The following is a 14,557-nucleotide window of genomic DNA, read 5'->3' on the forward strand; positions in this document are numbered from 1 at the left end:
TTGAACATGTCCAGCTTGATTGAAAAAGCGGCCCAGAGGCTTGAGCAACTGCGGCAAGCCGGTGCGGATATGCCGCCTGCGCCCGAGGCCTCCACCGCACCCTTGTCCAACACGCCGGCAACCGCGCCTGCGCCGACGGTCGCGCGCGCAGCCCCAGCCGTGGCAGCGCCGAAGGAGCCCGGCAAGCAGATGTCCAAGAGCGTTCGAATCGACCTGGCCGCGCTTGCCGAAGCCGGCTTCGTCACCCCGAACGCGCCGCGCGCCGTCATCGCAGACGAGTACCGCGTGATCAAGCGCCCCCTGATTGCCAATGCCACCGGCAAAGGTGCTTCGGCGGCAGCCCATGGCAACCGCATCATGGTCACCAGCGCGATGCCGGGCGAAGGCAAGAGCTTCACCGCCATCAACCTGGCCATGAGCATTGCCATGGAACTGGACTACACGGTGTTGCTGGTGGATGCCGACGTGTCGCGTCCCTCGATCATGAAGACCTTGGGGTTGCCGCATGGCCCCGGACTGCTCGATCTGTTGACGAACGAAAAGATCGAAATGTCCGACACGCTGCTGCGGACCAACGTCGACAAGCTGAGCCTGCTGCCCAGCGGGACGCCGCATCCGCGCGCCACCGAGCTGTTGGCCAGTGATGCGATGACCCGGTTGATCGAAGAGATGGGGCACCGTTATCCGGACCGCATCATCATTTTCGATTCGCCTCCGTTGCTGCTCACCACGGAATCCCGTGTGTTGGCCACGCACATGGGCCAGATCGTCGTGGTGGTGCAGGCGGAGAAAACCTTGCAGTCGCAGGTGAAGCACGCGCTGACGACCATCGAGTCCTGCCCGATCAAGCTGATGGTGCTCAACCAGGTGCATGGAGGTGACCAGGACGCCCATGGCTATGGGTACAGCTACGGTCACGGGGCCGCCGAGCCATCGAAGGCGACCGAGGCCGCCACGGCTTGATGCGATTCAGGGAGGAGATCCAGTGACAAGAAGATCGTTCAGCCGACCGGATATTTTTCGGACCGCCACGTTGGCGCGGGCCATGTCGGGACTGCTGGTGCTGTCCTTGCATGTCGCCGGTCAGGCGCAGGAACTGCCTGCTGCGCAGACCCCGGGCGGAGAGGTGGATGTGCCAGTCGGGCCCGTCCCGAGCATCTGGGTGGAGCCACGTATCTCGTTGTCGCTGGGCGTCACCAACAACGGGAATCTGGCCGACCTGGGCTCGCTGCGTCGGGCAGAGCAGATCACCGAGATCAGTCCGGGTATTGGCCTGGTGGTCAACAATGCCCGCCTCAGGGGGGCTCTCGACTACTCGCTGCGAGGCATCTACGACGCGCGGAATACCTCCGTCAACGACAACATCCAGCAGTCGCTCAATGCCAACGGCACGTTCAATGCGTGGGACAACCGGGCATTCGTCGACGTCGTGGGCATCATCGGGCAGCAGGCGATTTCCGCATTCGCCAACCCCTCGGCCGACTCCCTGGGCAATGCCAATCTGGCCGAAACATCGAGTTTTCGCGTGTCGCCCTACCTGCGTGGTGTCCTCGCGGGCAGCATGGATTACGAGTTGCGGTACGGCTGGCAGTCCACCCGTACCGAGGCCGAGATGCGCTCCGACATCACGAGCCACGAAGTGTTGGCGCGGCTTGGACGTCAGCCAGAAGGCGGTACGTCGCTGGGCTGGATGGTCGAAGCGGGGCGCACCCGTTACGACTACACCCTTGGCGCCCAACAGACCCTGGATGCCGTGACGGGTCGTTTGTTCTACGCGGTGTCCCCGACGCTGACGTTGCAAGGGCATGTGGGTGTGGAGTCCAACGACTTGCTGACCGCGGACATGAAGTCCTATCGGAACACCGGGGTGGGTCTGGACTGGCGTCCCTTCGAACGGGCGCGCGTGGTGCTCGAACGCTCCAACCGTTATTTCGGCAAGGGTCACAACGTGGAGATCGAGTACGCCAGTCGGCGTTCGGTCTGGCGCTACACGGATTCGCGCGACCTGTTCACCAACCAACTCGACGGCGTCGCCGGCACCAGCGGGACGCTGTATGGCCTGGTTGACGCGCTGTCCAGTGAACCCGATCCGGTGCTGAGGGCGCAGAACGTGAACGCCGAACTGCGGCGGCTGGGTTTGCCGGCCGACTACCCTGTGACGGCGGGTTTCCTGGCATCGCAAGCGACGGTGCAGCGGGCTCAGGAGCTTTCGCTGGGATTGTTTGGGCAGCGCAATGTCGTGATCTTTGCCTTGAGCCGCAATACGTCGCGCGCCATCAATCCCATGATCATCCTGGCCGATGATTTCAGCCTCGCCAACAACATCATGGAGAAAGGCTGGCGTGTCACCTTTGCCCATCGCCTCACGCCCCTCACGTCGTTCAATGCCGGGGTTGCAAGCCAGTCCACCGAAGGCGACAGCAACGCATTTCGCTACAACCTGAAAACACTGACGCTTGGTGTCAGCACACGCCTGGCCGCGCGGACCAGTGGCGCCGTGCAACTCCGACACGCCATTTTCAAGGGGTCCAATCCCTACAAGGAAACCGCTGTGTTGGGCGTCATCACCCACCGGTTCTGATTCATGTACGAAGCTTATTACGGGCTGACCAGCAAGCCCTTTCAACTCAACCCCGACCCGCGTTTCTACTACAGCAGCAAGCCGCACCGGCGTGCGCGCTCGTACCTGGTGTACGGCGTCATGCGCGGCGAGGGCTTCATCGTCATCACCGGGGAGGTGGGAGCTGGCAAGACCACCATCGTGCGCGACCTGCTCGACAGCCTGGAGAACGGCTCGGTGGTGGCGGCGCACCTGGTCAGCACGCAGTTGGGCGCGGAGGACGCGTTGAAGCTGGTGTGCGCCGCTTTTGGTGTCCCGGTGCGCGGCACCGGCAAGGCCGACATGCTGATGGCGCTCGAAGCCTTCTTCATCACCCAGACCACGCAGGGCAAACGCTGCCTGTTGATCGTCGATGAAGCGCAGAACCTTCAGCCGCTGGCCGTGGAGGAGTTGCGCATGCTCTCCAACTTCCAGTTCGGCGAGCAGGCCTTGCTGCAGACCTTTCTCGTGGGGCAACCCGAGTTTCGGAACATCCTGCAAGGGCCGGGCATGCTGCAGTTGCGCCAGCGTGTCACGGCGCGGTGCCATCTTGGGCCGCTCGACGAAGAAGACACCCGCGCCTACATCGAGCACCGCATCAAGTGCGCTGGCGGTGTCGACAAACCGGCTTTCGAGCCAGCGGTTTTTGCGGGCATTTTTCAGCACAGCGGCGGCATTCCGCGCCGCATCAACACCTTGTGCGACCGCCTGTTGCTGCAGGGTTATCTGTCCGAAGCGCCCACGCTCACGCTGGATGCGCTCAACGAGGTGATCGCGGAGATGCACGCCGAGAGCGCGGTTCCCGTACCGAACGCCGATGACGCCGACGAACGCTGGGGGCATCTGCCCAAGGCGGGCGAGGGTGGCGAATCCCGCCCCTCGCTGGTGGACGGCATCGGACCGGAAGACCTGGAACTGGACCCTGCCGTGGTCGATGGCATGGGTGAAGAACTTACCCGTGTTACGGCCGAACAACTGAGCACCCGCTTGCTCCGCATGGAGCGCAGCGTTCTGCGGCAGGAACGTGTCAGTCTGGAGATCCTGGGGGCATTGAAAAAAATCGTGGCCGCGACCCGAAAATCCCGCAGCAACGGTTCCGGCAACTGATCCACGGGGGTTCTCATGCCATCCAGCACGCCCATCACCAATGCGCTGACCATCGACGTCGAGGACTATTTCCAGGTCTCGGCCATGGCGCCCTACATCGACCGCGCGGAATGGGATCAGCGCGAATGCCGGGTCGAACACAACATCGACCGCATTCTGCAGCTGCTGGCCGCGAAGCAGACGCGCGCCACATTCTTCACGCTGGGGTGGGTGGCCGAGCGCTACCCCGAGATGGTGCGGCGCATCGTGCGCGAAGGCCATGAGCTGGCCAGCCATGGGTATGGACACCAACGGGTGAGCGATCTTTCCGAGGCGGAGTTTTTCGACGACATCACGCGTGCCAAAGGCTTGCTGGAAGACATTGGCGGCCAGGCGGTTCTGGGTTATCGGGCACCCAGCTTCTCGATCGGTGCCGGGAACCTCTGGGCACTGGACACGCTCAAGCGCGCCGGCTACCGCTACAGCTCCAGCATCTACCCGGTGCGGCACGACCACTACGGCATGCCCGATGCGCCGCGCTTTGCGCACCAGATTCGCGATGGGCTGCTCGAAGTGCCGCCCACCACGTTGCGCCTGTTCAACCGCAACCTGCCGTCCAGCGGCGGTGGCTATTTCCGCCTCATGCCGTACTCCCTGTCGCGCTGGATGCTGCAGCAGGTGAACCTGCGCGATGCGCAGTCCGCCATCTTCTACTTCCATCCCTGGGAGATCGATCCCGAACAACCGCGCGTGGCCGGCATCGACCTCAAGACACGCTTTCGCCACTACGTCAACATCGGGCGCACCGAGCAGCGCCTTTCGCGTCTGCTCGACGATTTCCGCTGGGGCCGCATGGACCAGATCTTTCTGAAGGACCGCGAGCAAGAGGTGCCCGTTGTCTGAGCCGGCCGACCTGCGCATCCACCGTCTCGATAGCGCCCAACCCGATCAAGTCGCCCGCTGGGACGCGTTCGTTCTCGCGCAACCGAAAGCCACGTTCTTTCACCGCGCAGGCTGGCAGACCGTCATTCGCGGCGTCTTCCGCCACGACACCTACTTCCTCTACGTCGAGTCGGGTGGCGAGATCCAGGGTGTGCTGCCGCTGGCCCATGTGAACAGCCGCCTGTTCGGCAACGCGCTCACCGGTCTGCCGTTTGCCGTGTACGGCGGGGCCGTGGGCACGACGGAAGAGGCCACCACGGCCCTCGAAGCCGAGGCCCAACGCCTGGCTACCGAGCTGGGGACCGACCACCTGGAGCTGCGCCACATCGAACGCCGCCACACCGACTGGCCGGTACAAGATCTCTACGTCACCTTCCGCAAGGCCATCCTGCCCAAGGAAGAGGACAACATGCTGGCCATCCCGCGCAAGCAGCGCGCGATGGTGCGCAAGGGCATCAAGAACGCACTGACCTCGCACATCGACCCGAACGCCGACCGCTTCTTCGCGATGTACGCCGACAACGTGCACCGCCACGGCACGCCCGCGATGCCCAAGCGCTACTTCGAAACCCTGCTCAAGATCTTCGGCTCCGACTGCGAGGTGCTGACGGTGTGCTCGGCCGAAGGCCGCCCGCTGTCCAGCGTGCTCAGCTTCTACTTTCGCGACGAGGTGCTGCCGTACTACGCGGGCGACGACGAGGCCGCGCGCGACCTCGCGGCCAACGACTTCAAGTACTGGGAACTCATGCGCCTGGCCTGTGCGCGCGGGCTCAAGGTGTTCGACTACGGCCGCAGCAAGGAAGGCACGGGCCCCTATGCGTTCAAGAAGAACTGGGGCTTCGAACCCACGCCGCTGAACTACGAGTACCGCCTGTACAAGCGCGAAAGCATCCCGCAGAACAACCCGGCCAATGCCAAGTACAAGCTGCTGATCGCCACTTGGCGGCGTCTGCCCATCGGCGTGGCGAACTGGCTGGGCCCGTTCATCGTGCGCAATCTGGGCTAACGCCACCCCGACGCGCACCATGGCCAACCTGCTGTACCTCGTCCACCGCCTGCCGTACCCGCCCAACAAGGGCGACAAGGTGCGCTCGTACCACCTGTTGCGCCATCTGCTGCAGAAGCACCGCGTGTTCCTGGGCACCTTCATCGACGACCCGGACGATGAGCAGCACCTGCCCACGCTCAAGGCCATGTGCCCCGACCTTCATGTCGAGCGCATCCAGCCGCGCACCGCCAGACTCATGAGCGCCACGGGCTTGTTGCGCGGTGAAGCGTTGACGCTGGCCTACTACCGCAACGCCGGCATGCGGCGCTGGGTGGAGCAGGTGGCGAATGCGCACGCGCCGCAGGCCAGCGTGGTGTTCTCATCGGCCATGGCGCAGTACGCGCAGCCACTGGCGCCCCAGGTGCCGATGCTGGTCGATTTCGTCGACGTCGATTCGGCCAAGTGGACGCAGTACGCACCGGCACACCGCTGGCCCATGTCGGCCGTGTACCGGCGCGAAGGCGCGCGTCTGCTGGCTTACGAGCGCGAAGTCGCGCAACAGGCGCGCCGTTCTTTCTTCGTCACGCCGAACGAAACCGCGCTGTTCCTCTCTCAAGCCCCCGAGGCCACGGGCCGCGTGCAGTCGCTCAGCAACGGCGTGGATGCCGATTTTTTTGCACCCGATCCGGCACGGGAGAACCCGTTCGTGAACGGTGAGCAAGCCGTGGTGTTCACGGGCGCCATGGACTATTGGCCCAACATCGACGGTGTGAGCTGGTTCGTGGCCGACATGTTGCCGCGCTTGCGCGCGCATTGGCCGAACGCCCGCTTCTACATCGTGGGCCGCAGCCCCTCCGCGCAGGTGCAGGCCTTGGCCAGCGAGCATGTGGTGGTGACCGGCACGGTGCCCGATGTGCGGCCGTATCTGCAGCACGCAGCCGCCGTGGTGGCGCCCTTGCGCGTGGCGCGCGGCATCCAGAACAAGATTCTCGAGGCCATGGCCATGGAACAGGCGGTGATCACGGTGCCTTCGTGCGCCGATGCCATTGGCGCCAGCGCCGAGCAGGGCCTTCTGCGCGCCGACGATGCCGACGGTTTTCTGCAGGCGCTCCAGCAACTGCTCGATGCGCCCGCGCAAGCCCAAGCGCTGGGGCAGGAGGCCCGCCGCTTCGTGCTGCAGGGCTTCAGCTGGCAGGCCCACCTGAGCGGCATCGACGCCTGTCTGCAGGAGGCTCACTGACATGTGCGGCATTTCCGGCATGTTCGACACGCGGGGTCTGCGCGACTACGACCGCGCGCTCGCTTCGCGCATCAACAACATCCAGGCGCACCGCGGCCCTGACGAAGACGATCTGCACCTCGAACCCGGCTTGGCCCTGGGCCACCGCCGCCTCTCGGTGATCGATCTGGCCACGGGCCAGCAGCCGCAGTTCAATGCGGACGCCAGCGTGGGCATCGTCTTCAACGGCGAGATCTACAACTTTCAGGAGCTCGTGCCCGAACTCCAGGCCCTGGGTTTCGTGTTTCGCACGCGCAGCGACACCGAGGTGATCGTGCACGCATATTCGGCCTGGGGCACGGCCTGCGTGCACCGCCTGCGCGGCATGTTCGCCTTCGCGATCTGGGACCGCAAACAACAAACACTGTTCCTCGCGCGCGACCGCATGGGCGTCAAACCCATGCACTACGCGTGGCTGCCGGATGGCACCTTCATCTTCGGCTCCGAACTCAAGGTGGTCACCGCGCACCCGGGCTTCGTGCGCGAGATCGACCCGCTGGCGGTGGAAGACTATTTCTCGTTCGGCTATGTGCCCGATCCGCGCTGCATCTACCGCAACGCCCACAAGCTGCCAGCGGCGCACACCTTGCTGCTGCGCCGGGGCGACGACGACCAGCCCGCGCCAGTGCCGTATTGGGACGTGCAGTTCACCAACGACAACCCGATCAGCCAGACCGATGCCGAAGCCGAGTTGCGCGACCGGGTGCGCGAGTCCGTCAAGCTGCGCCTGATCGCGGACGTGCCGCTGGGCGCATTCCTCTCGGGCGGCGTCGATTCCAGCGCCGTGGTCGCGACGATGGCGGGCCTGTCCGACACGCCGGTGCACACCTGCGCGATCGGCTTCGACGATCCACGCTTCAACGAGTCCGAGTTCGCCCAACAGGTCGCCGACCGCTGCAAGACCGACCACCGCCTGGAAGTCGTCAAGAGCGACGACTTCGACCTGATCGACACCCTGGCCTGGCTCTACGACGAACCCTACGCCGACAGCTCCGCCATCCCGACCTACCGCGTCTGCGAGATGGCGCGCAAGCACGTGACCGTCGCGCTGTCGGGCGATGGCGGCGACGAGAGCCTGGGTGGCTACCGGCGCTACCGCATGCACCTGGGCGAGGAGCGCGTGCGCAACCGCCTGCCGCACGGTTTGCGCCGGCCCTTGTTCGGCGCGCTTGGCCAGATCTACCCCAAGGCCGACTGGGCGCCGCGCATGTTCCGCGCCAAGACCACCTTCCAGGCCATGGCTATGGACAGCGTCGAGGCCTACCACCACAGCATGTCGCACCTGCGCGCCGACCAACGCGCGCGTTTGTTCTCCCCCGCGTTCCAGCGCCAGCTGGGCGGCTACAACGCCCTGGAGGTGTTTCGCGAACACGCGCAGCGCGCGCAGACCGACGACCCGTTGGCGCTGATCCAGTACCTTGACTACAAGACCTGGCTGGTCGGCGACATCAACACCAAGGTCGACCGCGCCGCCATGGCGCATTCGCTGGAGGTGCGCGAACCGCTCATGGACCACAAGCTGATCGAGTGGCTGGCCACGCTGCCCAGCGATCTGAAGATCCAGGGTGGGGAGGGCAAGGCGGTGTTCAAGAAGGCGTTCGAGCCGCTGCTGCCGCACGACGTGCTGTACCGGCCCAAGATGGGCTTCTCCGTGCCGCTGGCCCAGTGGTTGCGCGGCCCGCTGGCGCAGCGCATGCGCGAATCGGTGCTGAGCCCGCGCATGCTGGACTCGGGCTACTTCAACGCCGTTGTGCTTGAACGCATGGTCAAGCAACACCTGAGCAGCCAGTACGACCATTCCACAGCCTTGTGGATGCTGATCATGTTCGACGCATTCCTGCGGCAGAACGCGAAAAGCGCGCCCGTCTGATGCGCAACGAATTCATCTAAAGAGGATTTCCGTGAACAACAAGAAGAAAGTGGTGCTGGTAGGCGCCGGCAACATCGCCAAGACCCATGCCGCCGCCTTGCGCGAGATTGCGGGTGTGGAGCTGTATGGCGTGTTCGACGTGAACGCCGCCACCGCCCAGGGTCTGGCCAAGGAGTTCGGCGCGGGCAAGGTGTTCCAGACGATCGAGGAAGCCGCGGCATCGGACGCCGACACCGTGCATGTGTTGACGCCACCGGACTTTCACCTGACCTCCGCCATGCCGTTCATTGCGGCGGGCAAGACCGTGCTGCTGGAAAAGCCCGTGGGCGTGAGCACCGCCGAATGCGAGCAGATGCGCGAAGCCGCGGCGCGGTCGGGCGCCATCATCGGCGTGAACCAGAACCTCGTGTTCAACCCCGCATACGTGCAACTCAAGGAGGCCATCGCCTCCGGCCGCCTGGGCAAGCCGCGTTACCTCGACTACGTGTACGAGGTGCCGCTGCGGCAACTCGCCGCCCGCCAGTTCGGCCACTGGATGTTCCGCAAGCCCTTGAACATCCTGCTGGAGCAGGCGGTACACCCGCTGTCCCAGGTGCTCGATCTGGCCGGATCGGTGCGCGAGCTCTCGTTGCTGGCCGAAGACCCAGTGGAGATTTCGCCCGGTGTGGGTCTGCACAACGCCTGTCAGGTGTCGCTGCGCTGCGACCGCATGCCCGCCCACATGCGCTTCCACGTGGGTGCCGAGTTCACCGTGTGCCGCATGACCGTGGTTTGCGACGACGGCGTGGCGGTGGCCGACATGTTCGCCAACCAGTTCCACACGATGGAGCGCACCGCCTACATGGAGCCGGTGGACGCCTGGCTGTCGGCGCGCGCCACGGGCAAGCAGGTGGCGGCGCAAGGCTTCGCGGTGCTGCGCGACTACGTTCTGGCCACGGCCAAACTCAAGCCCCGTTCCGACCCCTTCTACCTGGGCATGAAGGGCAGCCTGCAAGCCTTCTACAAGGAACTTGAGACCCAGGGCAAGCCGCGCATCGACCTGGACTTCGGCGCCGAGCTGGTGGCCGTCTGTGAGCAGATGGCCGCGGCCTTCAAGCCACTGCCCGCGCGCGCCGCGCAAGTGCCCGCGTCCGAGCCCACCGGCGAGCTGGTCGCCGTGCTCGGCGGCACCGGTTTCATCGGCTCGCACACCGTGGCCGCCTTGTTGGACCAGGGACATCGCGTGCGGGTGATGGCGCGCGGCGTGACCAACCTGCAACCCGTCTTCAGCCGACCCGGTGTCGAGATCGTGCGCGGTGACGTCAAGAGCAAGGCGGATGTCGAACGCGCGGTGGCCGGCGCTCCCTATGTGATCAACCTCGCGCACGGCGGGGGCGGTCCCAACTTCGAGGCCATCCGCGCCGCGATGGTGGATTCCGCCGTCATGGTGGCCGAGGCGTGCCGCGCCGCGGGCGTGCAGCGCATGGTGCACGTCGGTTCGATCGCCAGCCTGTACCTGGGTGACCAAGGCTCGACCATCACCGGCGACACGCCGCCCGACCCACGGCCCGAAACACGCGCCGACTACGCCCGCGCCAAGGCCCTGGCCGACAAGGCTTTGATGGACATCCACCGACAGACCGGATTCCCCATCGTGCTGATGCGCCCGGGCCTGGTGGTGGGTTCGGGGACCTCGCCCTTCCACAGCGGCCTGGGCTTCTTCAACAACGACCAGTACTGCGTGGGCTGGAACGGTGGCCAGAATGCGCTGCCCTGGGTGCTGGTGGGCGATTGCGCCTCGGCCATCGTGGCCGCGGTCACCGCGCCGTCGGCGCCGGGCCGTGCCTACAACCTGGTGGGCGATGTGCGCCCGAGCGCGCGGGAGTACCTGGCCGATCTGTCCAGGACGATCGGTCGGCCGGTGAAGTTCGTGCCGTCGTCCCCTACGGGGCTGTGGCTGGTGGAAATGGGCAAATGGCTGATCAAGCGCGTGACCGGCCGCTCCGTGCCCCGGCCATTCAAGCGCGATCTGTTGTCGCGTGGCCTGCTGGCCAGCGTCGACTGCAGCAATGCCAAACAGGATCTGGGCTGGAAACCGGTGGCCGACCAGGCCACCTTCCACCGCCAGGCCATGGCGGTGCATGCCGCGGAAAATTCTGCATGAGCGAGGGCGCGCGCCCGCAACGCGTGCTGCTGCACGCCTTCTCCACCTTCAAGCTGGGAGGGCCGCAGGCGCGGTTCGTGCAGTTGGCCAACGCGCTGGGGCCGGCCTACCGCCACATCGTCGTTGCGATGGACAACTGCTTCGACGCCGGCGAGCGGCTCGACCCTGCCGTGCAATGGGAGCCCCTGCTGCTCGACGTGGTCAAGGGCGGCGCACTGGCCAACCGCGGTGCCTTTCGCGCCGTGCTGCAGCGCCTGAAGCCCGATCTGCTGCTGTCCTACAACTGGGGTGCCATTGAGTGGGCGGCGGCGAACCTGCCTCGCGTGGTGCGGCACGTGCACGTGGAGGATGGTTTCGGACCGGAAGAAGCCGCGCAGCAACTGCCTCGCCGCGTGTGGATGCGGCGCGTGTTGCTGGGCTGGAACCGCGTGTCGGTGGTGGTGGCGTCGCGCAACCTGGAGCGCATCGCCACAGGCATCTGGAAATTGCCGGCAAGCCGGGTGAGCTTTCTTCCCAACGGCGTGGATATTCCTGCCGAGGCGCGTGCCGGATTTCCCGGCGCGGATGCCGGGCGGCCGGTGTGCATCGGTACCGTGGCCGGGCTTCGGCCTGAAAAGAACATCGCGCGGCTGATCCGCGCGTTCGCTGGCGTGCGAGCTCGGCGTTCCGCCCGCCTTGTCGTGGTGGGCGATGGCGCCCAACGCCACGATCTGCAGACGCTTGCCGAGCAACTCGGCGTCGAAGGCGACGTGGAGTTCACCGGTTATCTCAAGGATCCTTCCAAGCGCCTGAAAGACTTCGATCTGTTCGCCTTGTCGTCGGACACCGAGCAACTGCCGATCGCATTGCTCGAAGCCATGGCGGTGGGCATGCCCGTGGTGGCCACGCGCGTGGGTGACGTGGGCGACATCCTGGCGGACGTTTCGCCCGACAACCTCTGCGAACCCGAAGACGGCCCGTTCGCGGCCGCGCTGTCGCGCGCTCTGGAGCGTTTGCCGATGTGGCCCGCTTGGGCGAAGGCCGGCCGCGAGAAGGTGCAGTCGGCGTATTCCAAGGCCCTCATGACCGCGCAATGGAAGCGGGTGTTTGATGGCCAACTTCACCGATCTCCGACGGCATGACGCCGCTCGACCCATGAAAATCCTGTACCACCACCGCACCGCATCGAAAGACGGCCAGGCCGTTCACATCGAAGAGATGATCGAGGCCTTGCGCAGCGAAGGGCACGAGGTGCGCGTGGTCAGCCCGGGCGGCGACGAGCCCGATGCGGGCGCGCCAGGTCAAGGCGGCAACGGGAAGATGGGCAGCGACATGGGTTGGGTGCACTGGCTCAAGGCGCGGATGCCCAAGGCCATGTACGAGCTCATGGAACTGGCGTACAGCGTGCTGGCGTACCGCAAGCTGATCAAGGCCGCGCGCGATTTCAAGCCCGATGTCATCTACGAGCGCTACAACCTGTTCCTGCTCAGTGGGTTGATGGCCAGGAAGCGCCTGGGCATCCCGCTGTTGCTGGAGGTGAATGCCCCCCTGGTGCTCGAACGCTCCCAACACAGCGGTGGGCTCGCATTGAAAAGCCTCGCGCGCTGGGCCGAAGGCGTGGCCTGGCGCGGCGCCGACTGCGTCCTGCCGGTGACCGACGTGCTGGCCGACCACGTGCGCGCCCGTGGCGTGCCCGACAGCCGCATCCAGGTGATCCCCAATGGCATCAACCGGGCTCACTTCGCGCAGGCGCCCCGCCAGGACGAAGCCAAGGCCCGTCTGGGCCTGCAGGGCCGGCTGGTGTTGGGGTTCACGGGCTTCGTGCGCGACTGGCACGGCGTGGACCGCGTGGTGGACTGGATGGCGTCCTCCCAGGCACCCGCCCACACCCATCTGCTGGTGGTGGGCGACGGCCCTGTGCGCGATGCGTTGGAGCAGCAGGCCCGACGCCTGGGCCTGGCCGATCGCGTGTCGTTCACCGGCGTGATCCACCGCGACCAGGTGCCCGCGCATGTGGCCGCGTTCGATGTGGCGCTGCAGCCCGCCGTGACGCCCTATGCATCGCCGCTGAAACTGATGGAGTACCTTGTGTTGGGCAAAGCCATCATCGCGCCGGCAACGCCCAATCTGCGGGAAGTGCTGGTGCACGAAGACAATGCGCTCCTGTTCGACGAGAGCGCACCCATCGGGATGCAGGACGCCCTGACCCGTGTGTGCAAGGACGAGGTCTTGCGTAACCGGTTGGCGAGCTCCGCCCACGACACCATTGCCCGGCTGGACCTGACCTGGCTGGGCAATGCGCGCCGGGTGGTCGGCCTGGTGAAGAAGCTCACATGAAAAAGATCCTTCTTTTCTCCAGCCTGTACCCGAGCGAGGTGCGGCCCATCCACGGCATCTTTGTCGAGACCCGCCTGCGCGAGCTGCTCAAGACCGGTGAGGTGGAGGCGCGGGTGGTGGCGCCCGTGCCGTGGTTCCCCTCGAGGGCCAAGCGCTTTGGCGAGTACGCGCAGTTCGCCGCCACCCCCCGGCGGGAACACCGCAATGGCATCGAGGTTCATCACCCTCGGTATGTGTTGTTGCCCAAGGTGGGCATGAACCTGGCGCCATACACCATGGCGCTGGCCGCGCTGCCCACCCTTCGGCGACTGCAGAAGGAGGGCTTCGACTTCGACCTGATCGATGCCCACTACTACTACCCGGACGGCGTTGCCGCCGGGCTGCTGGCCAAGTGGCTGGGCAAGCCTTTCGTCGTCACCGCCCGGGGCACGGACCTCAACCTGATTCCGCAATACCCGTTCCCGCGCAAGTTGATCCTGGAGACCGCCCGCCGCGCGAGCGGCTCCATCGGCGTGTGCAAGGCGCTCATGGATACCCTGCAAGGATTGGGCGCCGACGGGGCCAAGCTGCATACCCTGCGCAACGGGGTGGATCTCGAGCGCTTTGTGCCAGAGTCGCGCGCGGCCGCCCGCGAGCGTCTGAAGCTGGACGCGGAGGGGCCGTACCTCTTGTCCGTGGGACACCTGATCGAACGCAAGGGCCACCATGTGGCGATCGAGGCGTTGCCTTCCATTCCCGGCCTGAAGCTGCTGATCGCGGGCGGTGGGCCGGAGCAGGGCGCACTCAAGGCCTTGGCGCAACGGCTCAACGTCAGCGACCGTGTGCACTGGGTGGGTGTGGTGCCTCAAACCGAACTCAAGTGGTGGTACAGCGCCGCCGACGCTTTGGCGCTGTGCTCCAGCCGGGAAGGTTGGGCCAACGTGCTGCTGGAAGCCATGGCGTGTGGTACACCGGTGATCGCCACCAACATCTGGGGAACGCCCGAGGTGGTGAGCCGCCCCGAGGCCGGTGTCCTCATGGCACGCCGCGATGGCGCCGCACTGGCCCAGGCCTGGCAGGAACTCGTGAGCCATTTGCCGGCCCGCGAAGCCACGCGTGCCCATGCGGAAACGTTCTCCTGGGACCCCACCACGCACGGCCAGCTCGACCTCTTTCGGAGAATCGCATGACCGAAGCCTTGTTGCTGTTTGCCCAGCTCGTTTTGTTCGGCTTGCTGTTGCGCGGGGTGTGGCGGATGAGCCGCAACCCCAAGAACGGTTCGCTCGGCATCTTTTCCTATACCGAGGTTGACGAGAGTGCTCCGGCACCCGTCAAGCACAAAAAAGCCAGGTAAG

Annotated in this window: 12 protein-coding genes; all 12 read left to right on the top strand. The window is 65.6% G+C overall.

Going from position 1 to position 14,557, the window contains the following annotated elements:
- Positions 1 to 6: 6 nt before the first annotated feature.
- The 12 genes from FFS09_RS10575 to FFS09_RS30620 all read left to right on the top strand — a co-directional run bounded on the left by FFS09_RS10575 (position 7) and on the right by FFS09_RS30620 (position 14,556).
- The gene (locus FFS09_RS10575) at positions 7 to 963 is read left to right on the top strand and encodes an XrtA-associated tyrosine autokinase (protein WP_137918833.1); all 957 of its coding nucleotides are present in this window, start codon (positions 7 to 9) and stop codon (positions 961 to 963) included.
- A gap of 82 nt (positions 964 to 1,045) precedes the next feature.
- Positions 1,046 to 2,581, top strand: coding sequence for a TIGR03016 family PEP-CTERM system-associated outer membrane protein (locus FFS09_RS10580; protein WP_171019965.1), 1,536 nt, complete (start codon positions 1,046 to 1,048; stop codon positions 2,579 to 2,581).
- 3 nt (positions 2,582 to 2,584) lie between these two features.
- A complete protein-coding gene (locus FFS09_RS10585) occupies positions 2,585 to 3,706 on the top strand; it encodes an XrtA/PEP-CTERM system-associated ATPase (RefSeq protein WP_137918835.1) in 1,122 nt (373 codons plus the stop codon).
- 15 nt (positions 3,707 to 3,721) lie between these two features.
- Positions 3,722 to 4,588 (top strand): XrtA system polysaccharide deacetylase, encoded by an 867-nt coding sequence (locus FFS09_RS10590; protein ID WP_137918836.1) that lies wholly within the window; start codon positions 3,722 to 3,724, stop codon positions 4,586 to 4,588.
- Positions 4,581 to 5,633: a FemAB family XrtA/PEP-CTERM system-associated protein gene (locus tag FFS09_RS10595; protein WP_137918837.1), complete on the top strand. Its 1,053-nt coding sequence runs from the start codon at positions 4,581 to 4,583 to the stop codon at positions 5,631 to 5,633. The genes FFS09_RS10590 and FFS09_RS10595 overlap by 8 nt, the downstream gene beginning before the upstream one ends.
- Positions 5,634 to 5,652: 19 nt before the next feature.
- On the top strand, positions 5,653 to 6,855 hold the full coding sequence (locus FFS09_RS10600) for a TIGR03087 family PEP-CTERM/XrtA system glycosyltransferase (RefSeq protein WP_137918838.1): 1,203 nt from the start codon (positions 5,653 to 5,655) through the stop codon (positions 6,853 to 6,855).
- Between the two features lies 1 nt (position 6,856).
- Positions 6,857 to 8,764, top strand: coding sequence for an XrtA/PEP-CTERM system amidotransferase (locus FFS09_RS10605; protein ID WP_137918839.1), 1,908 nt, complete (start codon positions 6,857 to 6,859; stop codon positions 8,762 to 8,764).
- A gap of 31 nt (positions 8,765 to 8,795) precedes the next feature.
- Complete coding sequence (locus FFS09_RS10610; protein WP_137918840.1) at positions 8,796 to 10,907, top strand: NAD-dependent epimerase/dehydratase family protein; 2,112 nt, start codon at positions 8,796 to 8,798, stop codon at positions 10,905 to 10,907.
- Positions 10,904 to 12,028: a glycosyltransferase gene (locus FFS09_RS10615; protein WP_171019966.1), complete on the top strand. Its 1,125-nt coding sequence runs from the start codon at positions 10,904 to 10,906 to the stop codon at positions 12,026 to 12,028. Before FFS09_RS10610 ends, FFS09_RS10615 begins: the two co-directional genes overlap by 4 nt.
- 13 nt (positions 12,029 to 12,041) lie before the next feature.
- Positions 12,042 to 13,223 (top strand): glycosyltransferase family 4 protein, encoded by a 1,182-nt coding sequence (locus tag FFS09_RS10620; protein WP_137918842.1) that lies wholly within the window; start codon positions 12,042 to 12,044, stop codon positions 13,221 to 13,223.
- Positions 13,220 to 14,392, top strand: coding sequence for a glycosyltransferase family 4 protein (locus FFS09_RS10625; protein ID WP_137918843.1), 1,173 nt, complete (start codon positions 13,220 to 13,222; stop codon positions 14,390 to 14,392). The genes FFS09_RS10620 and FFS09_RS10625 overlap by 4 nt, the downstream gene beginning before the upstream one ends.
- Positions 14,389 to 14,556 carry a hypothetical protein gene (locus FFS09_RS30620; RefSeq protein WP_171019967.1) on the top strand — a complete coding sequence of 56 codons (168 nt, stop codon included), beginning with the start codon at positions 14,389 to 14,391 and terminating at the stop codon, positions 14,554 to 14,556. Before FFS09_RS10625 ends, FFS09_RS30620 begins: the two co-directional genes overlap by 4 nt.
- Position 14,557 lies beyond the last annotated feature (1 nt).

Origin of the sequence: Hydrogenophaga sp. 2FB, assembly GCF_005503365.1 — a bacterium.
In the GTDB taxonomy this organism is placed as follows: domain Bacteria; phylum Pseudomonadota; class Gammaproteobacteria; order Burkholderiales; family Burkholderiaceae_C; genus Hydrogenophaga.